The sequence below is a fragment of the uncultured Ruminococcus sp. genome, from assembly GCF_947301925.1.
GTDB lineage: Bacteria > Bacillota > Clostridia > Oscillospirales > Ruminococcaceae > Ruminococcus.
The window spans coordinates 212335-235212 of sequence record NZ_CAMYUE010000002.1 but is presented as its reverse complement, the minus strand read 5'-3'; the positions used below and the strand labels follow the sequence as shown (position 1 = coordinate 235212).

Below are 22878 nucleotides of genomic sequence, written 5' to 3'. Positions count from 1 at the left end.
TAAAAAACTACCATAGTATTTCTGACAAATTCATTAGAAATACTATGGCACATTTTTTCTTTATCAGCACTGTACTATGCCCTGATGCTTGTTCAATCTGTTATTGCACAGGATATTCCGCTTTCAGATATTCAAGAAGCATCGAGGGTACATATTGATAGTGATGTGAATCGTAAAGCTTGTATGTCAGATTGGCGCCATGCGATTCAAGCCGTTCCTTCAGCTTTGCAACGCCTTCAAGCGTTGTGTCATGTCCGTTGTAACTGTCTGTATAGTCAGGATCCTCCTGTGAGCCTGCGCATAGGAACACGCTTTTACTGAGCTTTTCATTTCTGTCAAAGTATCCGTAATCCTTCTCATATTCTTCGGGATTGAGATCCGGATAATCATAATAGAGTCCCCAGAAGGCTGGACTGCCGATGATGTAATTGCCGAATGGCTGATTTTCGTAGAGGTCAGAGTTGAAGAGTGCATAGTGGGAGAAGACACCACCATCAGAATGACCGTAGAGCGTAGAATTCTTATAGTCGATACTGTAGTTCTCACCAAGATACGGCATCAGGTTGTCTGTTATGAAATCAAGTGATTTGCTGCGTTCTAACACAAGATCATTATAGCGCTTACTTCCACTCGTGTCTTCTACATCGTAGGAATACCATATGCTCACAAGTATCACAGGTGCTGCTTTTCCGTCCTCCATAACTTTTCTCATCTCAGGAGTATTGCCAAAACGCCATATTCCGTCTGTGAGCAGGATTACAGGATATTCTTTTTTGTTGTCATATTCTGGCGGAAGTGTCACATGAACAACAAACGCCTTGTCAAGTTCTTCATCGTAAATATCTATTTCATCAATGCTGTCCTTGATGTCTTCAACAGCCTGACGATCAAACTCCCATTCATTCCGGTAATCTTTGTTTTCATCAGTGCTGATGATATAGCTATAATCCGATTCAGAATAAACAACAGAGCCCTCTGGCAGCGTTTCATAATTACTATCTCTGTATGCTTCGTCTGCAATTAGAATTCTTTCTTCTATTTTTTCTATTTCTTCCTCAGGATAGTTCCAGTCTCTAAACTTGCAGCGTATCCAATCAAGGTAGTCGTCCATATCAGCATAGGTGTTTGTTGTTGTTTCATAACTGTCAGTTTCACTGTTGTATTTTGTATCTGTCACAGTTATCTTTCCGTCATCGTAGGTTGGGGGCATTAAGGGCGCATTATCAAAAATATTCTGATCGTCTACAAAAATATACTTCGGGTATGTATAGTCTTCACTACTTTCAATGTAAGAGTCAAATTTTTCATAAAGCTTCCCATATTCTTCGTCGGTAAGCTCTTCTTTTGCAGCCTCAAGACCTGTGATTATTTTATCAATCGGTATTGAAGCGAACTCAATTCTAACCGTATGCCCCGATTGTTCGGTTGTTGTATTTGTGGTCTCTTCAGGAGCGTCAAGCAGCGTAAGGCTATGTTTATCCACTTTGGCTAACTCTGTTTCGGTCATCTTATTTGTAAGATGTATCGGCTCAGTGTTTTCAACAGACTCAGATGTCTTTACCTGTGTAGATAGCGAGCTGTTTTCACTGTTGCTGCAAGCAGACATTGATGTAAGAAGCGTAAGAGATAAAAGAATTGCTATTACTCTTTTCATAATTATCCCCCTATTATTCATCTATTGGCATAAGTCAATAATAGTCGGTTGACTTATGCACATTTATATGTTATCATTATAACGCAGAAAATGTGCGATGTCTATCATGATTTTGCAGAGAACTATAACAAAAAGGAAAGTGATATCAGTGGAACTACGTTATAGTTATGAGCTGGAGGTGAACAGCGACTGCAGCGAAACAGTCAGATACAGTTATACCGATATCCCAATTGGCTTCTTCAGCGGTCGATTTTCTGCCTATCCGAATGCTTCAGTCCCGACACACTGGCATGAGGATATCGAACTGATTGTTCCCAATGAGAGAGAGGCGGTTTATAACATAAACGGAAAGCTTGTCACTGTAAGATCGGGTGAAGGATTGCTCATCAACTCACGGCGACTTCATTCAGCTCGTTTAAAAGATATACGCGACTGTTGTTATAATCTGCTGATTTTTCATCCGATGATCCTGTGTATCTCAGAAGATATCGAAAAGAATGCAGTTCAGCCAATCCTCAATTCGACTTTTGATTATATCCTACTGCAAAAAGGGACGACGTGGCATGAGAATATCCTACACTGGTTTTCAATCATCAGAAAACGGCACATTGACAAGGCTATGCCTAAAGCATTCGCACCGATCGAGTATTCTGTTCTCAAGGATAATCAGGATAACTCTGAGAAGTGCGCTATGATTGGATTGGTAAATCTGATCTGGAGCGAAATCACTGAAAATATTCGCCCGGACGAGAAACCTCATACCGAATGCAGCCAACTTACTTCGATGAAAGCAATGATCGCTTTTATCGAAAAGCATTACTCCGAAAAACTTACACTGAATCGCATTGCTATAGCTGGATACGTTTCCAAACGTACCTGCGGTAATCTGTTCGAGCGCTACATTTTTATTTCTCCAATGAAATACCTCAATGAATTCCGACTTAAACAAAGCATTACACTGCTGAAAAATACAAATATGACCATTACAGAGATCGCATTTGCGTGTGGGTTTTCTGGTGCGAGTTACTATGCAGAAACTTTCCGTCGAGCACTGGACAAAAGTCCGAGTGAATACCGTGCCTTCCCCGATGAGCCAGAGGAAAAAATATCACCGATAACGTTTTGATTTCTCAGTATAAATATCAGACCTCTTTATAGTGAAAAAGACAGATACTTCAAAAATACATGAAGTATCTGTCTGTCTTTGTGTTGTTGCCTACTGTATAGACCTTTCATATTAGCTTTTGGGAAAACTTCTTTATAAGTACCGACTTAAATGTATGGGGAAAACTGTCCTATTCGATTTGATGTAATATTTTCTTCGTTAAGAACCGTGGCAATTGAGGGAGAACCCTTTTTCAAAAGGGTTCTCCCTCAATATCACCCGTAAAGCTGCTATATGAGTATAGCGGTTAAAAGCCAGGCTCTTTCTTTATGCTTATTCAAGACCGAGGAGTCTGTTCTGGATAGTGAGGGCGTCGTTAGAGGTTATACCGCCGCCTGTTTCGTCAACGTCGGCGTTGAACTTTCCTAAGGGAGAAAGCTGGTATTTGTCGGGATTGGCCAGGGACTGCATGATGAAAATAGCGTCTGCAAGATCGGTGGTGCCGTCGTTGTTGGAGTCGCCTGTGCGCTCAGCATCCGAATCGAACAGCATAGGTGTGTATCCGCCTTCGGGGCTGAACTTTACGGGAGGCATATTCTTTGCAGCTGCCAGCTGAGCGGCGTAATCATTGAGACGATCGATAAAGTTTTCACAGATCTCGTCCATTTCCTCGACTTCCTTATCCTCGATACATACATAGAGGTCGATGATGGTGAGGTCGTTCATGTCTCCGCTGAGTCCGTTGTCGTTTACGTCCATATTATTTTTGAAGATGCTGTGGATATCATCGGGAAGAATGGAGTTCTCCGCGGTGATGTCGTTTTTCAGTTCTTCTGTGTATATGTAGATGTTGAAGGAGTCAAGTGAGTTGAGTATGCCGTCGCCGTTGGTGTCGGGGATGGCCTTTTCGCCGTCTTTTACAGCCTGAACGAAGGCTCTGTACTCTCTGTCGAACATTTTTCCGTCAAAGTCGATATAAGGATCGTTCTGAGAAACTACAGAGAAATAATCAAATCTTACCATTCTCTCCAGACCAAGCTCTGATGAGCCCTTGACAACGCTTTCAAAGAACTCGTCTGTTATCATGTCCTTGGTGACATTGCCGTGCTGGTAATAGTACATATTGGTGAATTCATATATCCACTCTCCTACGGAGTCGCTATCGGGGAGAGCGTCATAGAGCGCCGCTGCGCGGTCGAAAATGTCCTGGTCCAGTTCCTCCATAGAGGTCTCGTGAGGAGAGTTTATGGTGAATACCTCTCTGTCCATGGAATAAACCCAGAAGTAGGTGAGATCGGTGAGATCGTATTTCCCGTCGGCATTGAGGTCGGGATCGAGAGTGCCGTTGTCAACGTATTCGCAGTACATATTATATCCTGCCATGAGGTAGCAGCTGTCGGAATTCATCTGCATCAGGAAGCCCTCAACGAGAGAATGATCTGTTACATATACTTCATGGGTGCAGTAATCTGTATGCTCGCTCTGGTAAATGATCTCATAGTCGGCATAGTTCTCTGCGTCGAAATCGCTTAATTTCAGCGGATTAGTGAACATATAGTATCTGATGAAGTGCTCTGCGTCCGACCAGTAGATCTGGCCGTCGCCGTCAAGGTCGCCTATGGCTTCGAGAGCTTCATTGTATTCGTCACCGTAAGTGAAGCCGTTTGTGTAAGCATAGTAAATGATACAATCCTTTGTATCGAAGACCCCGTCGCCGTTGATATCGGTGTTTACAGAACCGTTGTCAATGGCATCGAACATTTCGATCTCTTCGTCCCATATCCTGCCCTTGATAACGTTTTCGTATGCAGCGCTCGCTGACATTGAAACAGCTCCTGCTGCGATAGAGAGTGCTGCGCTTAGTGAGATTAGTTTTTTCATGGTTTAAAACCCCTTTCTGTTGCGTCTTATTCGTAATGGGTAACATGACCCACTTTAATCATAGCATTTTTCACTGTAATAATCAAGTCTTTTCGGAAAATAATGTGAATTTTACCCTGCGGAGTACAGCCATGCCTGCCTGCGGATTTGACAATCGGCGGTATATATATTATAATGAGATTCGGATATAACGGAAAGGAGCTTCTGATGTGGGCAACGTAAAGCGCTTCAAGGGCAAGAGCAGGATAGCCTTCCCCGAGGATTACTGCGTAGTGGATATAGAGACAACCGGGCTGTCTCCCGAGGAATGCGAGATCATAGAGATAGCGGCTGTACGCTACAGGAGCGGCAAAAAGGCTGCGGTCTTCAGCACTCTCATAAAGCCGCACAGCAGGATAACTCCTTTTATCACAGAGCTTACGGGCATAACCAATGATATGGTGGAGGACGCTCCCGACATTTCGGAGGCCATAATGGACTTCTGCTTATTTGCAGGCAGCGATATGCTCATGGGATATAATGTGAATTTCGATATAAACTTCCTTTACGACAATCTTCTCCGCTGTCACGGTATATTGCTCACCAATGATTTTGTGGACGTGCTGCGCTTTTCCAGGAAGGTGCTGCCGTTTCTGCCGAACCGCCGTCAGACCACTGTTGCTGCTCATTACGGCATAGAGACAGAGGGCGCCCACCGTGCGGCAAAGGACTGCGAGATATGCAACGCCTGCTATCTCCGCTTGAAAGAGGAGTTTAAGGCTCAGTCAGGAGAGAAATGATATGGACAGGAAAAAGCTGTTTGATTATGCCCTTGAAAGATACGGCACCGTGCCCGAGTATCTCTGGAGAAGCTCACCGGAGCACGGCGTTCTGCGCTGCGATACCAACGATAAATGGTACGCCATTGTAATGAATGTGGACGGCTCGAAGATAGGCCTTGAAAAGGGGAGAAAGGTGGACATCGTAAATGTCAGGTGCAGTCCTCTTATGACGGGCTCACTGCTTGCAATGAATGGCATATTTCCTGCCTATCATATGCAGAAGGCGCAGTGGGTATCGGTGCTGCTGGACGACAGCGCCGATGATGAGCAGGTGAAGGCGCTGCTGGATATGAGCCATGAGCTGGCCTCCCGCAGCGGCAGCGGAAAGAAGCTGCGCACCGTGAACAAAGAATGGCTGGTGCCTGCGTCGCCTGTAATGTATGACGTTGAGCGGGACTTCCGCCGTGACGGCACCATACTCTGGAAGCAGACCTCCGACGTGATAGCGGGCGACACCGTTTATATGTATATGGCTGCGCCCCTGTCTGCCATAATGTACAGGTGCGAGGCTGTGGAGGTCAATATCCCTTATACCTACGACAACGGCGACTATCACATCAGAAAGGTGATGAAGCTGAAGCTGATACACAGGTTCGCTGCGGAGGATATGCCCCTTTCTGAGATGAGAGAGCTGGGAGTAGCGGCGGTGCGCGGTCCCAGAGGAGTCCCCGATGCCCTTCTGTGCAGGCTGAGACAGCTTGAGAAGGACGGATAAACTGCGTGATATACGCAAAAACAAGAAAACAGTTGCTTTATTTCCATCAATATGGTATAATGAATGGAGCATTCATTATAATGATCTGAATGCCCTTGCAGATATGCAGATCGGAGATCTGCTCCCTGCAATCGGGCGATTATACCATAACGCTTCGCTTTTATGGTATAATGAATGGAGCATTCATTATAATGATCTGAATGCCCTTGCAGATACGCAGATCGGAGATCTGCTCCCTGCAATCGGGCGATTATACCATAACGCTTCGCTTTTATGGTATAATGAATGAAGCATTCATTATATATAATCAAAAAAACTTGTACACTTAATTTTTTCCCCGATTTTTGACAGGAGGATCTCTATGCTTAATGCTGATCTGAAGGAATTTGAATTTACTTCCGATTATGACGAGCTTGTTGTCTCGGCTGTGCTGGCAGTGCCCTCGGGAGATATAAACGGCATTGTTCAGGTAGTTCACGGCATGAACGAGCACAAGGAGCGTTATTATCCCTTTATGGATTACCTTGCGGAGCAGGGCTTCATCACGGTGATATGCGACAACAGAGGCCACGGTAAGAGCATCGTGGAGCCCGATGATCTCGGCTTTATGTTCAGAATGGGCGGAGAGGGACTGATTAGCGATATCGTCCAGCTCTGCGGAAAGATAAAAGCTGCCTATCCGGGTGTGCCTGTGTTCATGGCTGCCAGCGGTATGGGAGCTGCCGCCGCCCGCTGCTTCCTGAAGGAGCACGACGGCGAGATAAATGGTCTGGTGCTGCTGGGTACAATATGTCACAGTGTGTTCTCACCTGCTGCAAGAGCCATAAGCTCGGTATCATCAAAGCGTCCCGGAAGCCGCTTCAGGAGCGAGAAGATATTCGATACCGTGGACGACAGCTTCGGCAAATTCTTCGAGGATCCCATAAACTCATGGAGATGCAGCGATCCTGATGTGGTGCTGGCATACAATGAGGATCCCCTCTGCAACTTCAAGCCCACCCTCAATGCCTATCAGGAGCTTGTATGGCTCATAAGGCAGTCCGAGTCGGGAAGGGGCTGGAAGATGACCGATCCGTCGCTGCCCATACGCTTCATATCAGGCAGGGACGACTCCGCCATGATATCGGAAAAACGCTTCATGCGCTCGATGAGAAGGCTGGAAAAGCTTGGCTACGAGAGCATATCCCACCGCCTTTTTGACGGTATGAGACACGACGTGCTTATGGAGAAGAACTCCATTAACGTATATAAGGACATTGCAAAGACTCTTTTCTCATGGCTTGACCGCTGGAATGACAGACGGGCTCAGGAAATGCCTGCTGAGGCCGTTCAGACAGCCGAAACGGCAGAAAATGAGGAATGAACGCAATATATGCAACGGACGGGACCGCGGCTCTGCTGACGGTCCTTGTATCGTAAAATGAAAGGAATAACTATGGATATCAACAAGACACTCGCAAAGGAATTCGGACTCAGACAGGAACAGGTGGACAACACCGTGGCTCTTATTGACGACGATAAGACCATACCCTTCATAGCCCGTTACCGTAAGGAGCTCACAGGCTCCCTGGACGACCAGATACTCCGTGAGCTCTACGACAGACTCATGTACCTGCGCAACCTTGAAAAGCGCAAGGAGGAGGTAACTGCCGCCATTACCGAGCAGGAGAAGATGACTCCCGAGATAGAGGCAGCTATCAGCGCTGCTGTTACTCTGGTAGAGGTGGAGGACATCTACCGTCCCTTCAAGCCCAAGCGCCGCACCCGTGCAAGTATTGCCCGTGAGAACGGCCTTGAGCCTCTGGCTGAGCTGCTCATGGCACAGGAGAACTCCACAGACCCCGAGAAGGAGGCAGAAGCCTTCATCGACGAGGAGAAGAAGATAAACGACGTCCAGACCGCTCTCCAGGGAGCTATGGACATCATCGCGGAGGATATCTCCGACGATGCCGATATCAGAAAGAAGCTCCGTGCCCTTGCAGGCGAAAAGGGAGAGCTGGTATCAAAGGCTTCCGACCCCGAGGCTGAGAGCGTATACATGAATTACTATGAGTACTCCGAGGCTATCCCAAAGGTGGCAAACCACCGCGTTCTCGCCCTTGACAGAGGCGAGAAGGAGGGCTTCCTCAAGGTGGCTGTCACACTGGACGAGACTCTTGCCACAGACGTTATCTTCGGCAAGTATATCAAGGCAAACAATGCCTGCGGAGAGCTGGTAAGAGCCGCAGCCGCAGACAGCTACAAGAGACTTATATTCCCCTCTATCGAGCGAGAGATACGCTCAGAGATGAGCGCAAAGGCTGCCGAGGAGTCCATAAAGGTATTCGCAGCAAATCTCCGTCAGATGCTTCTCCAGCCCCCCCTCAAGAGCAGCATAATTCTCGGACTTGATCCCGGCTACGCACACGGCTGCAAGACCGCAGTCATCGACGGTACGGGCAAGGTGCTGGATACGGCTATAATCTATCCCGTAGGATCTGCGGGAGCGGTTGAGGCTGCAAAGCGCAAGGTCAAGGAGTTCATACAGAAGTACAACGTAAACGTCATCTCTATCGGAAACGGCACAGCCTCCCGCGAGACCGAGAGCTTTGCCGCAGAGATAGTCAAGGAGGTGCCCCAGGACGTAAGCTACATGGTAGTAAGCGAGGCGGGAGCTTCCGTATACTCCGCTTCCAAGGTAGCTGCCGAGGAGTTCCCCGAGTATGACGTATCTATCAGGGGCGCTATATCCATTGCAAGACGTCTTCAGGATCCTCTTGCGGAGCTGGTAAAGATAGACCCCAAGGCTATCGGCGTAGGACAGTATCAGCACGATATGCCCCAGGCAAGAATGAGCGAAGCTCTGGGCGGCGTAGTTGAGGACTGCGTTAACTCCGTGGGAGTTGACCTCAATACCGCTTCACATTCGCTTCTTTCCTATATCGCAGGCATAAATGCCACAGTTGCAAAGAATATCGTTACCTACCGTGAGGAGAACGGCCGCTTCACCGACCGCAAGGAACTTCTCAAGGTGCCCAAGCTGGGCAAAAAGGCCTTCGAGCAGTGCGCAGGCTTCCTGAGAGTCCGCGACGGCAAGAACCCTCTTGACAATACCGCAGTTCACCCCGAGAGCTATGAGGCAGCTTCCTCCCTGCTCAGCGAGTGCGGCTTTACCCTTGCGGACATCGCAGGCAGCGGTGCAGAGGGCATCACCGAGAAGGCAAACAGCATCGGCATAGACAATATCAGCAAGACGCTGGGCATAGGCGTTCCCACTCTCACCGACATCATCGGCGAGCTTAAAAAGCCCGGCCGCGACCTCCGTGACGAGCTCCCCGCACCACTTCTCAGAAGCGGCGACGTTATGGAGATAAAGGACCTCAAGCCCGGTATGGAGCTTGTGGGAACCGTCCGCAACATCATCGACTTCGGCTGCTTCGTGGACATCGGCGTTCACGAGGACGGACTTGTCCACATCTCACAGATATGCAGCCGATACATCAAGCACCCTCTTGAAGCCGTAAAGGTGGGCGAGGTAGTGAAGGTAAGAGTCCTTGACGTTGACCTCAAGAGAAACCGCATATCACTGACCATGCGGCTCAACGACGAGGAGGAGAAGAAGCAGAAGTCCGAGCGCAGACCCAATAACAGAAAGCGCGAGGACCGCAGGCCCAAGGGCTTTGACGCTTCTCAGCTCCGCAACAGCAGCTTCCGCATAAAGCAGAAGTAAGGAGGAGCCATGGCATTCAGAACAGAGGAAAAAGAGCTGGTCTGCGCAGTATGCGGCGAAAGCTCCGTACAGACCGTGGTGGCCGAGTTCGATCCCGACACCAGCGTTCCCGATCTTGACATGAGACCCGATGAGCCTCACCGCTCCTATACAAAATACTGGGTGATGGAGTGTCCTCACTGCGGCTACTGCAATGCCTCCATAGATATTCCCGCGGAGTTCACCAAGGAGTATCCTATGAGCGACAGATACAGGAAGCCGGGAGACGATCTCGCAGGCCGCTTTATGAAAATGTCTCTCTCCTGCGAGAAGAACAAGGTCTATAACGAGGCTGTTAAGGCGGCTCTCTATGCGGCCTGGGTATGCGACGACCGGGGCGATGAGGAAAAGGCGGCCGAGTGCCGCAGAGCAGCCCTTAAGGTCTACGATACCCATAAGGCAGCCCTGTCAGAGGATCAGAACATCGTGCTACTTGCAGCCGATCTCATGCGCAGGAGCGGCGATCATGACCGCGTTATCCGCGAGTACCGCGGCAAATACTTCCCGTCGGCTCTTTACAGGCTCATCGCAGCATATGAGGTAGGCCTCGCCGTAAAGGGCGACAGCTCATGCCATAAGGCAGACGAGATCCCCGGAGTGGAGATCAGATGATATCAAAGCCGTACCGTAAGCACCAGGCTGACGGTGCGGCTTTCTTATGTATGCCGCATTGACAACGGGGCAGAATAGTGATATAATCTGAATGAATATTTATTGCGGAGGAAAACCGTATGAAAAAAACGGCAGTGCTCCTTCTTGTGTGCGGTACTGTGCTCTGTACGGCAATGGGCTGCAAGTCAGGGGGCAAGACCCTTTCGGGGGTAAAGGCTTCATATCAGGACGGCTCGTCCTGCGACGAGGCGGTAAAGGAGTACTTCGGCGCTATGTACACAAGAGGCGGCGGAGAGATATTCTATGATTATATGTTTCCCGACGAAGCCGTTGAGGCTATGAAGACCGCGGGAAAGTACGATAAAATGGTAAGCAATTACAACAAGAGCCAGGAAAAGAGCCTGAAAAAGGACGACGCGGAGTACAGCTTCGGAAAGGTCACCTCATCAAAGGAGCTCACCGACGAGCAGAAGGATACGGTGAGAAGGTACTTTGTGACGGTCAGCGCTCCCTATGCAGCTCTTGACGCGGAAAAGCTGGAGATAAAGGAGGGCTATGAGCTCACCTTCGACTATACAAAGGACGGCAAAAAAGCCGCGGAAAAAACTGTGCTGGCAGTAAGGCTCAACGACGAGGGCTGGAAGGTCATAACACAGTGACGGAGGGGAAAATGAAAAAGGACGCGGGATACAATACCAGACAGAAGGAAAATCTTCTGTCATATCTTATAAAAAACAAGGACAAGCATACCAATGTGCAGGAGATAGGCGCGTATCTGTCAGCCGAGGGTACACCCGTGGGAGTTGCCACTATCTACCGCCAGCTGGACAGACTGGTGGAGCAGGGGCTTGTGCGCAAATACGCCTTTGACGGAAAGACATCGGCCTGCTATCAGTATATCGAGGACGAAGAGAAATGCCGCAGCCATTTCCACCTGAAGTGTCTGTGCTGCGGCAGGCTCATTCATCTTGACTGCGAGCATCTTGCGGAGCTCACCCGTCATATCGAGGAGGAGCATGGCTTCGACATTGATTACTCACAGACCGTGTTCTACGGACGCTGCTCGGAGTGCGGCGGCAGGGAATGACCGCTGTCGGCGGAGCTTCCCGGAATGTAGATCTTGACGTCTTTTTCTTCGGTATCGTACATGATAACACCTCCGCATATATTATGCCCCACAGGGAAGGATATATGCGCGTGAAGGGGAGAATATGAGAGTATTCAGAGCATTTTTGAGATATACAGCCGCTCAGCTGCTCAGCCTTTTCGTGAATATAATGCTGGCGGCGGCGGGAGGCACGCTTATCAGTGCCATATGCCTTGTGTGTACTTTTTCGGTTATGGTGTGCGTGCTGGCGGACTTTGGCATAAATGAGGCCTCGGCGGACTGTAAAAAGGAAAAACACAGTGAGAGCCGCGCCCCGGTGAGAGGTATGCTTGGCGCAGCGGCAGCTGTGACCGCAGTTCCGTTTATAAGCCGCGTGCTCCTGTGCATATCGCGGGGCGGCGCCTTTGAGTTCTACGGCCTTTTCAAGCTGCTTGATCCGTCATTTCTGCGCCTGTACAATTTCATCGAGCCCTCAGCCTCTGCGGCCGACCTTTCGATGGGAGAGCTTGCGGCAATAATGCCCGCAGCAGCGGTGCCTGCCTGTGCTCTGCTGCTGTCATATGCCGCGGCTCTGAAAAGCCTTCGCGGACAGGATATAAGGTGAAATAGCCGGTAATACAATGCGCCGCCTCATACAATGAGCACAGTGCGTTTTTTCATTTTTATGCAAATTGACGAAAAGAAATTTTTGCCTATCAAAATAACTGGTTTTGCTTGACAACATATAGGGTTATATGATAGAATAATTATTGAAATATTTTATCTGGAGGTTTTCTTATGGCATTTTGTAAGTACTGCGGAAAGCAGATCCCCGAAGGAGGCGCCTGTGACTGTGCTGAATCAAAGGCAGCAGGCGAGGTAAAGGAGACAGTCGAGAACGGCGTCAACAACGCTGCCGAGGCTGTTAACGAGGTCAGGAATGACGCTGCTCAGGCTGTTGACAACGCAGCAGAAAAGGCTGCAAACGTTGTTGAGAACGCAGAGCAGAAGGCTGCAGATGCTGTTAACGAGGTCAAGAATGACGCTGCTCAGGCTCTGAACAATGCTGCAAATGCTGCCAATGAGGTCAAGAATGATGCTGCTCAGGCTGTAAACAACGCTGCACAGAATGCAGGAAACGGCATGAAGCAGATCAACGGTTCTGACATCGCAAAGAAGGTGGACAACATTGCAGGCGGTATTTCCGAGAATCTTCCCGGAAGCATGAAGAACAACAAGAGCATCGTTTATATCGCTCTCGGTGCCGTTGCTCTTATCCTGGTACTGCTTCTTGCTCTTCTTTTAGGCGGCGGTGGCGCAAAGGGCGCTGTAAAGAAGTATATCAAGTCTGCTTCTGACAAGAAGGGCGGAAAGACAATGATCGAGCTCACAATGCCCGATTCGGTTATCGATGCCCTCAAGGACGAGGACGAGTACGAGGACAGAGTTGACAGCTTCAATGAGATGATCGAGGACAGGATCGACGACCTCGAGGACAAGGAGACTCTTCCCAAGTTCGACAAAATCACACGTCAGGAGAAGCTCAAGAAGTCTGATATCAGACACGCTGAGAACTACTTCGAGGAGTTATGCGACGACTACGATGCTGATGATGATACAGTAAAGGTCATCAAGGGCTACGAGATGAGAGTCAAGACAAAGAACAAGGACGAAGACGGCGACACAGAGCACGACAAGACTACACTGTGCGTTGTTAAGGTTAAGGGCGAAGGCTGGAAGATCATACCCATGTCAGCTGACGACCTCGATTACTATGATTGATAAGATCTTATGATCACAGAGATCCGAAGCAGAGATGCTTCGGATCTTTTTTATTGACTAAACAGGGAAAATGTGATAGAATTATCTGGTCAATGCAAAGGAGGAAAGGCATGAAAAATAAGATAAAGACATATTTATCGCCTCTTGCGGCAGGAGCCGCTGCGGCGCTGCTTTTTATGCTGTTTTATGCCCTCCACGGCTTCTATCCCTTCGGGGAGCGCTCCGTTGCCTGGTGCGACATGGATCAGCAGTATGTGCCCCTGCTCATGGAGCTGAAAACCGCTCTCTCCGACGGCTCTCTCCTTCTGGGACGTGGCGGCGGACTCATGAGCTTCTACGGCGTGTTCCTGTTCTTCCTGTCGTCGCCGCTGTCGCTGTTATCTCTGGCGGCGGACAATTCGCAGATGATATGGTTCGTGAATATCCTCCTTGTAATTAAGGCGGGACTTAGCTCTGCCTCCGCGGAGTATTATTTCCGCAGGGTGCTGCCGAAGCTGGACGTATCCTTCAGTATGCTCATGTCGGTGATGTACGGCGTCAGCGGCTACGTCATGATGTACTATCAGAACAATATGTGGCTGGACATGATGATAATATTCCCCCTGCTGATGACGGCGCTTTTCAGGCTTACGGAAAGCGGAAAATGGGGCGCCTATACTCTTTGCTTTGCCATGTGTCTGCTCATGAACTTCTATATCAGTTTCATGGTGATAATATTCACCGTCATACTTGGCGGAGCTGCGCTGCATATGTGCTGCGATGCCGGAAAGCGCGGCGACAGGGCGAAGAAGCTGCTCCTTGGCGATATCTGTGCCGCCCTGCTCAGCGGCGTTGTCTGGCTGCCTGCCTTTTCGCAGTACACCTCGTCGGGCAGGGGAAACTCCCTGAGCGAAGTGTATTTCGGCGGCTACTTCATACAGAGGACATTTGACAAGACCGCCCTGCTTTCGGGCAGCGGCCTTGTATTTGCGGCAGCTGTGCTGCTCATAGTATTCCGCAGGAGCATGGCCTCGGGCAGAGCCCGTTTCTTTGCGGTCGGCGGACTCATATCGTTTATCGGCATATTTATCGAGCCCGTGAACAAGCTCCTGCAAACGGGCAGCTATCAGGCCTATCCCCTGAGATACGGCTTTATAGTCATACTTCTGATGTTTTCTGCCTGCGGAGCTCTTATTTCCGAAAGACAGGAGGATAAGCCTTCTGCTTCGGCTCATATAATTCCCGCAGCAGCGGCTGTGCTGTTTTCGGCGGCTGCGGCTGCGGCCTATATAAAGCGCAGCAGCCTCAGCTCCTACCCTCACAGCCTATGGGTGGAGCCGAAGGACGGCCTCATCATCACCGCCGTGGGACTTCTCGGCGGAGCTGCATATTTTGCCGCAGTCTACAGCTTCCGAAGGGGCAGGACGAAAAAGGCCTTTGCCGTCATTGTAATGGCTGTGCTGCTCTTTGGCGAGAGCTTCATGACCTTCGGCATAAACGTGGCTGAGACAGAGGACGTTTCCGCAGGCTTCAGGTCTGCCTGTGATACCCTTGAGCGTATAGATGATGAAGGATTTGTCCGCGTAAAGGCGCTGAGAAGGTACTATTACCCCAATTACGCCGAGGCCATGGGTAAGTATTCCACTGGCCACTATACCTCCCTTACTGACGGAGATATGCTGTACACTATGAAGCGGCTGGGCTATTCCTCCCACTGGCTGGATATGGACACCTCGGGAGGCACCATGCTCACTGACGAGCTGCTGCTGAACAGGTATATCATAGGCAGTTCCTACGGCGTCAACCGCTTCTACAGAGCCTATGACGTTACGGGAAGCCTGTCCGTCCGCACCGACCCCCGCGTCCCCGACGGAGCAGTGATATCCGACGTTCCTCCCTCTGAGCTTGCGGACTTTGAGAGCTGCGAGCGCATGGCGGCAACGGAGTTCCTGTCAGACAGGCTCTTCGGAGAGAAGGGCGTGGTGGAGGAGCTTGTTCCCGATACTGCCGAGGGGCTGGATATAACGGAAAACAACGGCAGCGTTACGGTTAAAAGGCTGCCCGACCAGCCGTCGGAGCTCATATACGATATTGACGTCAATGGCCGCCGCGAGCTGTATTTCGACCTCTTCGGCAGGTACTCCGCCGACGTTGAGGAGGACTATTACTACAGCGCAGAGGTGTTCGTGAACGATCAGCTCGTGCTGGGCAACTATCCCAACGGCTCCTGCAACGGCATCATCGACCTGGGCACCTATGAGGACGAGACCTTGTCTGTCCGTATAAGAATACTCAAGGACTTTACCGCTGCAAGCTTCGGACTGTATCTCTTTGACGCAGACAGAGCTTCGGATGCTATCGCCGCCGCAGATACTGCCGTTGTGAAAGTCAGCAGCAGCACTCTCACCGCCTCTGCGGACAGAGGAGGATATATCTACCTTCCCATAGCCTGGTCAGAGGGCTGGAGCTGTACCGTCAACGGTAAAAAGGCTCCGCTGATAAAGACCATAGGCTCCCTTTCCGCTGTAGAGCTGCCGGAGGACGGCGGAACGGCTGAGCTTCGCTTCTGTCCCCGGGGATTGAAGCCGGGAGCGGTTCTTACGGCAGCGGGAGCGCTGCTGTTTGCGGCAGCATTGACGGTCACGGGCAGAAAGAAGAGATCGGTCAGGGCAGAAAAGACCGCCGTAAAAGCGGTATGCGGCCTGAGCGTATGCTTTGCGGCGCTGTTCTATGCGGCAGCTCCCGTTGTATGGGCTGTTGCGAATATAATATTCCTTATCGGAGGATAAAATGGTATCATCTACTATATTCAGCCAGACGATTATCATGCTGATACTCATCGGCGTGGGCGTAATGTGCTCGAAGACAGGCCTCATAAGCGAGGCCTCCAACAAGGAGCTGTCAAGGTTCGTGCTCCAGGTGGTAAATCCCGTGGTCATATTCATGTCCTATCAGAAGCCCTATAAAACAGAGCTTGCAAGGAACCTGCTGCTGACCTTTGTTATATCTGTGGCAGTCATAGCCGCCGTGATACTCCTCTCCTGCGTGTTCGTGAGAAAAAAGCAGGGCAGGGAGTTCGAGATAGAGCGCTTTTCATCTGTCTATTCCAACTGCGGCTTCATGGGGATCCCCCTTGTTGACGCCATATACCATGAAGAGGGCGTGTTCTACCTTACCGCATTCATCACCGTGTTCAATCTGGCGGTATGGACTCACGGCGTTATACTCATATCGGGGAAAAAGGACTTCAGGCAGGTGGTGAAGGTCTTTTACTCTCCGACTATAATCTCCATTTTCCTCGGACTCATCACCTTCTTCCTTGAGATAAGGCTGCCCTCGGTGGCGCTGAGCGCCCTGGGCTACATAAAGGAGATGAACACTCCCGTTGCCATGATAGTATCGGGAGTGACCATAGCTGCTACAAATGTGCCGAAAATGCTGAAAAACTACAGGGTCTACTTCGTATGCCTGCTGAAGCTGATAATATTCCCGCTGATACTTGCAGTGCCGCTGGCTCTGCTGACTGGGATAGACGGGAAGGTTCGCATGACTGTCCTCATAGCAGCTGCCGCGCCTCCTGCGGCAATGGGCACCCTGATGAGCATAAGGTACGGCAAAAATTCTGTCTATGCTTCGGAGATCTTTACTGCGGGAACTATACTTTCTGTAGCATCTTTGCCGCTGGTGGTAAATGCTACGGAATATTTAACAAAAAAGCTCTGAATCCTTTGTCAAAAACGCTGATTTTATAAATAATTGCGTTAAAAGGTTTGAATTTTAATAATAATGTGTTATAATATAATTACGTTAAAAGAGATTGACTTTTTTATAAAAAAATAAAATTATACAGGCAGTTATAACAGTAAACAATGTTAAAAAGTCCTGTGGGGATATGCAGTTTGTACAGCTTGGGACACGATCCCGAAAAAAGATCAAGAAGAATGGAGTTGTTGTAATATGGAAAAAAGAGGTATCAGTAAGCTCGATCTTAAAAGAAGAAACCGAATGCAGATACTGAGGGTAATAAGAGAATCAGGCCCTATTTCCAGAGTTGATGTTGCCAGCGCTCTCGAGATCACAAGGGCTGCCGTAACTATTATCACAAACGAAATGATCGAGGAGGGCGTACTTGTCGAGATCGGCGAGGCTCCCGTAAATACCGAGAAGCTCCAGAAGGGCAGAAGGAAGATCCTCATCGATATCAATGTAAACAGCCGCTTTGCTCTCGGCGCTACCGTTGACGAGAAGGAGGTAAGCATAGGTCTTACCAATCTCAATTCCGAGGTGCTGGACAAGGCAAGCATGGTCATCGACGACAGGACCACCAGCAAGGATATCATCAATTACATAATCAAGACAAGCAATGAAATGGTCGAGAACAGCGCTCTTACCAAGGACAAGATACTGGGTCTGGGCGTAGGCGTCGTGCCCTCCATGTGGGGCAAGCTGAAGATCTTCTACAAGGACGGCGTGCTGGATTTCACCAACTTTATAGACAAGCTCTCGGGCGGTCTCAACTTTGAGATACACTGCGGCAATGCCATCGGACTTATGGCTCTTGCAAGCAATGATTTCAGGACACAGAACGGCTATCAGACCAATCAGGCCTTCATCCACAACGGAAATCAGGTAAATCTTGCAATCATCAACAAGAACGAGCTCTCCGCAGACTACGTTTCCTATACCTCCACTATCGAGAGATACATCGTATGTCCCAACGGAAAGTCCTATGAGGGCTATCCCAACGGCTCCGTAAAGGCAGAGCTCTCAAGGACGGCTATGCTCAATGCTTTCTGCGAGATCTATTCCAAGGACAAGACACCCGTGCTCTATGAGCTCACAGAGGGCGACAAGAACGCTATCAATACCGATAACGTGTTCATGGCTCTCATGAGAGGCGAGGAGACGGTAAAGAACGTTGTGGACGATCTTATCGCCAAGTATACTGTTCTTATCAACAATCTGGCTATCAGTCACTTTGCAAAGAGGATAGTTCTTCACAACTTCAAGCTCAACGAAAAGCAGTTCGATTACTGCAAGCGTGAGATGATACGCCTTGTAAGTGAGGAGATCGCAGACAGGGTAGTTCTCAGCAAGCTTGACGGCAAGAACAACTTCCTTGGCGGCTGTGCTCTTATCATTCAGGATAACTTCTATGTAAGAGGCGGTATGCAGTAAAACAGCAGTAAAGCCCGTAAGAAGCTAATACTTCTTACGGGCTTTTTGTTTGCCTGGAACGCCGGGGACGGCGTTTCATCTTAGTTCTTAGCTCTCAGCTCGACTGCTTTTTGCCGTTTGCGCACCAAAAAAGCAATTATCCCCATGAACACAAGTGATACCAGCATACCTGCGGTAACTCCGCCTGTGTCTATCATCATATCCCTGAATTCGCAGGAGCGGCCTGCGGAGAAGCTCTGGTGGAACTCGTCGGAGACAGCATACAGGAAGCCGAAGGCGATAACTCCCAGACTTTTCAGCGTGAACAGCCTGCGCTTTCCCGCCGTTATCGAAGCGCAGAAGCCGAGAGCTGCATATATTGAGAAATGAGCCAGCTTCCTCACTATGAAGGAGGCCTTGTGCCAAATCTCCTGCTGTTTTACGGGGGGCTCCTGATAGTAGTTCCTGTCGATTATGACTACGGCAGCCTTTGTAAGGGTGCTGCTGGTATCCGACGACTCCTCCGCGTCCTCGGCAGACAGCACGAATATAGTCACCATTATGGCAATTGTCAGTATCATGAACAGTATCTGACATACCTTTGTTATATTCAGATGTTTCTTCATTGGTTATCCCTTCCATTTCTTGCTATGTATATTATACAATTATTGCTGACTTTTGTAAAGCGGCAGTTTTCAAAGGAAAAATTTTCAAAAATACCTTGTAAACCGAGAAGAAAAATGATATAATATACTGTGTGTGACTTTTTTAGCCGCATAGCTTTTATATAGATCAAGATATTCGGAGGCAATAATGAAAAAGTTTTTTGGAAATGTCTGGACAAAAAGAGTCATTTCGATACTGAGCGCGGTGTATACCTTCTTTGTGTGCAAGCTCTCGTATCTGTCCATATTCTATGATATGCACATATCACAGCGTACATCACTGTGTCTTGCAGTTTCGGGAATATCCCTGCTGGCGCTGATAGTAATGCTCTACACCCGCCACCAGATCATCACAAGGATATCCAGCTTCATAATCCTTCCCGCAATGCTGCCTGTGGTGCTGCTGTACTTCGGCGAGTGGGGACTGATAATACCCATAGTGATAGTGGGTATCGTCATACTCCTGCTTTCGGGCGCGGGAGAGGGAATGAAAACGGCCATTGCCACTATCATACTTCTTCTGTATATATTCGGCGCACTGGGCTACTTCCTTTTCACCTCGTTCTTTGTGGCTGCCACCAAGGAGGAGGTCATCGACACAGGCGTATCTCCCTCGGGAGCATACCGCTACAGGATAGTTAATACCGAGGATACCTCCAACGGCAGCACTGCCATATATGTTGAGCCCAATACGGCCGATCTGAAGTACTCCTTCGCTACATTCACCCTCAAGAATATGGAGAGGGTAGTATATATGCACCGTCCCACACAGCAGAACGTTGTAGTCAACTGGACCACCCAGAACCGTCAGGAGATAACAGATCACCTCAATTCCATCTCCGACAGGATAGAGGTAACGGTTACAGACGCAGAGCTTGAAAAGCTTGGCTACACCTACGATAACAAGCTGGTGCTGACAACTCTCTCGGCAAGCCGCAAATTTGCCATAAACAAGACCGCCTCCGACGTTGATCCCGTTCCGCTGGACACTCTTACCGACGATCAGCTGGACTTCTTCGGCATAGGCAAGGAGGCAGACGGAAGGTACTACATCAAGGCTCCCTCGGCAGAGGTAATGGATGAGATGGAAAAGTCCGCGGGCCAGAGGATATACTTCAAGGAGCTCACACCCAAGGCTCTGAGGATATTCAACAGCGAGCAGGTGGACGCCGCAACAGGCATAACCCTCTTCAACGTAAAGAAGAACCACACAGTTCTCCTTAATTCTCTCACGGACGAGCAGCTGGCGTCTCTGGGCGTTTCAGAGAGCGGCGACGTTATGCTGGTATCAGCCGAGCCCCGTACCTATGAGGAGGGCGAGGAAGTACCCGAGGGCGTCAACGACACCGAGGTCATCACCGACAAGGTGGTATTCCGCTTCTATGTGGCTGAGCTTGAGGACTACTACGACGTGAACTCAAGACATTTCTCCATAGACCTTCTTAACTGATGAAACAGGGCGCTGCGGAGACAGCGGCTCCGCAAGGAGAATGTCCGCAGCGCTGTAGTATTACCGCGGCACAGACTGCGGATGGGGATAGCTCCCGATTATGATGCTGACAAGGGATATTATGATTTAGAGAATGATAATGCAGGGATAGGCCCCTGTAAATATTCAAAAGGAGTTGCATTTTATGGCATATGTAATTGGTGTGGACTGCGGTACCAGCGGTACAAAAACAGTCCTTTTTGACGAGAAAGGAAGCGTTATCGCTTCAAAGACCATCGAATATCCTATGTATCAGCCCAAGAACGGCTATGCGGAGCAGGAGCCTGCTGACTGGGCAAACGCAATGATCGAGACCGTAAAGGCTGTAATGGCAAAGAGCGGCGTTAAGAAGGAGGACGTAAAGGGTATCGGTATATCGGGACAGATGCACGGTCTCGTTATGCTGGACAAGGACAACAACGTTCTCCGCAAGTCCATTATCTGGTGCGACCAGAGAACAGCTGCCGAGGTAGAGGAAATGAACCGTATCGTCGGCAGGGAAAAGCTTGTTGAGATCACGGCAAATCCTGCCCTCACAGGCTGGACAGCCGCAAAGATACTCTGGGTAAAGAACAACGAGCCCGAGGTGTACTCAAAGGTGGCTCATATTCTCCTCCCCAAGGACTATCTGAGACTCATACTCACAGGCGAATACGCAACAGAGGTATCCGACGCTTCCGGTATGCAGCTTCTTGACGTACCTAACCGCAAGTGGTCCGACGAGCTCCTCAGCGCATTCGAGATCGACAAGAACTGGCTGGGCAAGGTGCATGAGAGCTGTGAGGTAACAGGCACTCTTACAAAGAAGATGGCCGAGACTCTCGGTCTCTGCGAGGGCACCATCGTAGTAGGCGGTGCAGGCGACAACGCAGCAGCTGCTGTGGGCACAGGCGTCGTTGAGGACGGCAAGGCCTTTACAACTATAGGAACATCGGGCGTTGTATTCGCTCATACTTCGGATATATCCATCGACAAGAAGGGCAGAGTTCATACCTGCTGTGCAGCAGTTCCGGGTTCATGGCACGTTATGGGCGTTACACAGGGCGCAGGCCTTTCACTGAAGTGGTTCAGGGACAACTTCTGCATGACCGAGAAGGAGACCGCAAAGCTCATGGGCGTTGACGAGTACTACCTCATGGACAAGCAGGCTGAGACAGTTCCCGTAGGTGCAAACAGACTTCTCTATCTGCCTTACCTCATGGGCGAGAGAACTCCTCACCTTGATCCCGACGCAAGAGGCGTATTCTTCGGCCTTTCAGCCATACATACAAGAAAGGATATGCTCCGCGCTGTTCTTGAGGGAGTTACCTACTCTCTCCGTGACTGCGTAGAGGTATTCCGTGAGATGAACGTAAACGTAAACGACATGATGGCCTGCGGCGGCGGCGGATCCTCACCGCTCTGGAGAAGTATGCTTGCCGATCTTTACAACTGCAACGTTAAGACAGTTGCTTCAAAGGAGGGACCCGCACTGGGCGTAGCTATCCTTGCAAGCGTTGGCGCTGGCATCTACAGCAGCGTAACAGAGGCCTGCGGAGCTATCATCAGGACCGACAAGGTACAGGCTCCCGACGAGAAGAACGTTCCCGAGTACGAGAAGTATTATCAGCTCTACAGAGAGATCTATCCCGCACTGAAGGCACAGTTCGCAAAGCTGGCTTCACTCTGATAATTAATGGAAATAAAGACCGAAAGACTTCTAATACGTCCGTTTCAAACTTCCGACGCAGAGGACGCCTTTGAATGGCGCTCCGATCCCGAGGTGAACAGGTTCATGCCCTATCCCTGCGACGCTGACATCGAAGAGACGCGGCAGAGGATAGAGGAGTGGATCGCGGACGGCGACAAGTATGCCATCGAGCTGAAAGGCGCAGGAAAGGTCATAGGTGACATCACTCTGGAATGGAGTGAAAAATGCGGTCTTTACGAGCTGGGCTACAATCTGAACCGTCGCTTCTGGCGGCAGGGCTATGCCACCGAAGCGGCAAGGGCTGTTATAGAGTGGGCAGTCTCGGAGCGCGGTATCAGGGACTTCACTGCTTACTATGCCAGAGATAACGCTGCATCGGGACGGGTGCTTGAAAAGTGCGGCTTTGTTCCCGAGTACAATGCGCAGTATTCCCGTGACAACGGCAGGACAGTATTTGAGGCCATTGTTTCGGAGCTTCATATCAGATAATATA

At 49.6% G+C, this 22878-nt stretch carries 20 protein-coding genes; 17 read left to right on the top strand and 3 right to left on the bottom strand.

The window, feature by feature from the left end; all coding sequences use genetic code 11:
* Nucleotides 1-100: 100 nt before the first annotated feature.
* Entirely contained in the window at nt 101-1654 is a 1554-nt protein-coding gene (locus Q0Y65_RS04470) for an alpha/beta hydrolase (RefSeq protein ID WP_297957632.1), read from the bottom strand.
* 148 nt (nt 1655-1802) lie between these two features.
* Here Q0Y65_RS04470 and Q0Y65_RS04465 point away from each other — a divergent pair, with 148 nt between their 5' ends.
* Complete coding sequence (locus tag Q0Y65_RS04465) at nt 1803-2780, top strand: AraC family transcriptional regulator (protein WP_297957630.1); 978 nt, start codon at nt 1803-1805, stop codon at nt 2778-2780.
* Nucleotides 2781-3092: 312 nt separating this feature from the next.
* Here Q0Y65_RS04465 and Q0Y65_RS04460 read toward each other — a convergent pair whose 3' ends face one another.
* Nucleotides 3093-4640 carry a hypothetical protein gene (locus tag Q0Y65_RS04460; protein WP_297957628.1) on the bottom strand — a complete coding sequence of 516 codons (1548 nt, stop codon included), beginning with the start codon at nt 4638-4640 and terminating at the stop codon, nt 3093-3095.
* Between the two features lie 209 nt (nt 4641-4849).
* Here Q0Y65_RS04460 and Q0Y65_RS04455 point away from each other — a divergent pair, with 209 nt between their 5' ends.
* The 13 genes from Q0Y65_RS04455 (at nt 4850) to Q0Y65_RS04395 (ending at nt 18562) form a co-directional block, all read left to right on the top strand.
* A complete protein-coding gene (locus tag Q0Y65_RS04455; protein WP_297957625.1) occupies nt 4850-5419 on the top strand; it encodes a PolC-type DNA polymerase III in 570 nt (189 codons plus the stop codon).
* Between the two features lies 1 nt (nt 5420).
* On the top strand, nt 5421-6176 hold the full coding sequence (locus tag Q0Y65_RS04450; RefSeq protein WP_297957621.1) for an MmcQ/YjbR family DNA-binding protein: 756 nt from the start codon (nt 5421-5423) through the stop codon (nt 6174-6176).
* Entirely contained in the window at nt 6160-6465 is a 306-nt protein-coding gene (locus Q0Y65_RS04445) for a hypothetical protein (RefSeq protein WP_297957618.1), read from the top strand. The genes Q0Y65_RS04450 and Q0Y65_RS04445 overlap by 17 nt, the downstream gene beginning before the upstream one ends.
* A 72-nt stretch (nt 6466-6537) precedes the next feature.
* Nucleotides 6538-7539 carry an alpha/beta fold hydrolase gene (locus Q0Y65_RS04440; protein ID WP_297957614.1) on the top strand — a complete coding sequence of 334 codons (1002 nt, stop codon included), beginning with the start codon at nt 6538-6540 and terminating at the stop codon, nt 7537-7539.
* A 72-nt stretch (nt 7540-7611) separates the two neighbouring features.
* Entirely contained in the window at nt 7612-9885 is a 2274-nt protein-coding gene (locus Q0Y65_RS04435) for a Tex family protein (RefSeq protein WP_297957611.1), read from the top strand.
* A 9-nt stretch (nt 9886-9894) separates the two neighbouring features.
* A complete protein-coding gene (locus tag Q0Y65_RS04430) occupies nt 9895-10536 on the top strand; it encodes a DUF2225 domain-containing protein (RefSeq protein ID WP_297957608.1) in 642 nt (213 codons plus the stop codon).
* Between the two features lie 119 nt (nt 10537-10655).
* Complete coding sequence (locus Q0Y65_RS04425) at nt 10656-11195, top strand: hypothetical protein (RefSeq protein WP_297957605.1); 540 nt, start codon at nt 10656-10658, stop codon at nt 11193-11195.
* A gap of 11 nt (nt 11196-11206) precedes the next feature.
* Complete coding sequence (locus Q0Y65_RS04420) at nt 11207-11623, top strand: Fur family transcriptional regulator (protein WP_297957603.1); 417 nt, start codon at nt 11207-11209, stop codon at nt 11621-11623.
* A gap of 124 nt (nt 11624-11747) precedes the next feature.
* Nucleotides 11748-12248, top strand: a complete 501-nt coding sequence (locus tag Q0Y65_RS04415) for a hypothetical protein (protein WP_297957600.1) — start codon at nt 11748-11750, stop codon at nt 12246-12248.
* A 173-nt stretch (nt 12249-12421) separates the two neighbouring features.
* Nucleotides 12422-13405: a hypothetical protein gene (locus Q0Y65_RS04410; protein ID WP_297957597.1), complete on the top strand. Its 984-nt coding sequence runs from the start codon at nt 12422-12424 to the stop codon at nt 13403-13405.
* A gap of 110 nt (nt 13406-13515) precedes the next feature.
* Nucleotides 13516-16173, top strand: a complete 2658-nt coding sequence (locus tag Q0Y65_RS04405; RefSeq protein WP_297957595.1) for a YfhO family protein — start codon at nt 13516-13518, stop codon at nt 16171-16173.
* 1 nt (nt 16174) lies between these two features.
* Nucleotides 16175-17107 (top strand): AEC family transporter, encoded by a 933-nt coding sequence (locus Q0Y65_RS04400; protein ID WP_297957592.1) that lies wholly within the window; start codon nt 16175-16177, stop codon nt 17105-17107.
* A gap of 234 nt (nt 17108-17341) precedes the next feature.
* The gene (locus tag Q0Y65_RS04395) at nt 17342-18562 is read left to right on the top strand and encodes a helix-turn-helix domain-containing protein (protein ID WP_297957589.1); all 1221 of its coding nucleotides are present in this window, start codon (nt 17342-17344) and stop codon (nt 18560-18562) included.
* Between the two features lie 80 nt (nt 18563-18642).
* Here the strand turns inward: Q0Y65_RS04395 and Q0Y65_RS04390 are convergent, their stop codons facing one another.
* Nucleotides 18643-19167 (bottom strand): VanZ family protein, encoded by a 525-nt coding sequence (locus Q0Y65_RS04390; protein WP_297957587.1) that lies wholly within the window; start codon nt 19165-19167, stop codon nt 18643-18645.
* Nucleotides 19168-19354: 187 nt separating this feature from the next.
* On the opposite strand from Q0Y65_RS04390, the gene Q0Y65_RS04385 reads away from it, so the two are divergent.
* The 3 genes from Q0Y65_RS04385 to Q0Y65_RS04375 all read left to right on the top strand — a co-directional run bounded on the left by Q0Y65_RS04385 (nt 19355) and on the right by Q0Y65_RS04375 (nt 22874).
* Nucleotides 19355-20656, top strand: coding sequence for a hypothetical protein (locus tag Q0Y65_RS04385; RefSeq protein WP_297957584.1), 1302 nt, complete (start codon nt 19355-19357; stop codon nt 20654-20656).
* 184 nt (nt 20657-20840) lie between these two features.
* Nucleotides 20841-22364 (top strand): xylulokinase, encoded by a 1524-nt coding sequence (gene xylB, locus Q0Y65_RS04380; protein WP_297957582.1) that lies wholly within the window; start codon nt 20841-20843, stop codon nt 22362-22364.
* Between the two features lie 6 nt (nt 22365-22370).
* Nucleotides 22371-22874 carry a GNAT family N-acetyltransferase gene (locus Q0Y65_RS04375; protein ID WP_297957579.1) on the top strand — a complete coding sequence of 168 codons (504 nt, stop codon included), beginning with the start codon at nt 22371-22373 and terminating at the stop codon, nt 22872-22874.
* The last annotated feature ends 4 nt before the right edge of the window (nt 22875-22878 follow it).

Bases quoted from the DNA above. Each gene is read 5' to 3' on its own strand.
- Q0Y65_RS04405 (WP_297957595.1), top strand. From the start codon at position 13,516: ATGAAAAATAAGATAAAGACATATTTATCGCCTCTTGCGGCAGGAGCC.
- Q0Y65_RS04450 (WP_297957621.1), top strand. From the start codon at position 5,421: ATGGACAGGAAAAAGCTGTTTGATTATGCCCTTGAAAGATACGGCACC.
- Q0Y65_RS04410 (WP_297957597.1), top strand. From the start codon at position 12,422: ATGGCATTTTGTAAGTACTGCGGAAAGCAGATCCCCGAAGGAGGCGCC.
- xylB (WP_297957582.1), top strand. From the start codon at position 20,841: ATGGCATATGTAATTGGTGTGGACTGCGGTACCAGCGGTACAAAAACA.
- Q0Y65_RS04470 (WP_297957632.1), bottom strand. From the start codon at position 1,654: ATGAAAAGAGTAATAGCAATTCTTTTATCTCTTACGCTTCTTACATCA.
- Q0Y65_RS04435 (WP_297957611.1), top strand. From the start codon at position 7,612: ATGGATATCAACAAGACACTCGCAAAGGAATTCGGACTCAGACAGGAA.
- Q0Y65_RS04460 (WP_297957628.1), bottom strand. From the start codon at position 4,640: ATGAAAAAACTAATCTCACTAAGCGCAGCACTCTCTATCGCAGCAGGA.
- Q0Y65_RS04390 (WP_297957587.1), bottom strand. From the start codon at position 19,167: ATGAAGAAACATCTGAATATAACAAAGGTATGTCAGATACTGTTCATG.
- Q0Y65_RS04375 (WP_297957579.1), top strand. From the start codon at position 22,371: ATGGAAATAAAGACCGAAAGACTTCTAATACGTCCGTTTCAAACTTCC.
- Q0Y65_RS04395 (WP_297957589.1), top strand. From the start codon at position 17,342: ATGGAAAAAAGAGGTATCAGTAAGCTCGATCTTAAAAGAAGAAACCGA.
- Q0Y65_RS04385 (WP_297957584.1), top strand. From the start codon at position 19,355: ATGAAAAAGTTTTTTGGAAATGTCTGGACAAAAAGAGTCATTTCGATA.
- Q0Y65_RS04400 (WP_297957592.1), top strand. From the start codon at position 16,175: ATGGTATCATCTACTATATTCAGCCAGACGATTATCATGCTGATACTC.
- Q0Y65_RS04440 (WP_297957614.1), top strand. From the start codon at position 6,538: ATGCTTAATGCTGATCTGAAGGAATTTGAATTTACTTCCGATTATGAC.
- Q0Y65_RS04430 (WP_297957608.1), top strand. From the start codon at position 9,895: ATGGCATTCAGAACAGAGGAAAAAGAGCTGGTCTGCGCAGTATGCGGC.
- Q0Y65_RS04425 (WP_297957605.1), top strand. From the start codon at position 10,656: ATGAAAAAAACGGCAGTGCTCCTTCTTGTGTGCGGTACTGTGCTCTGT.
- Q0Y65_RS04415 (WP_297957600.1), top strand. From the start codon at position 11,748: ATGAGAGTATTCAGAGCATTTTTGAGATATACAGCCGCTCAGCTGCTC.
- Q0Y65_RS04420 (WP_297957603.1), top strand. From the start codon at position 11,207: ATGAAAAAGGACGCGGGATACAATACCAGACAGAAGGAAAATCTTCTG.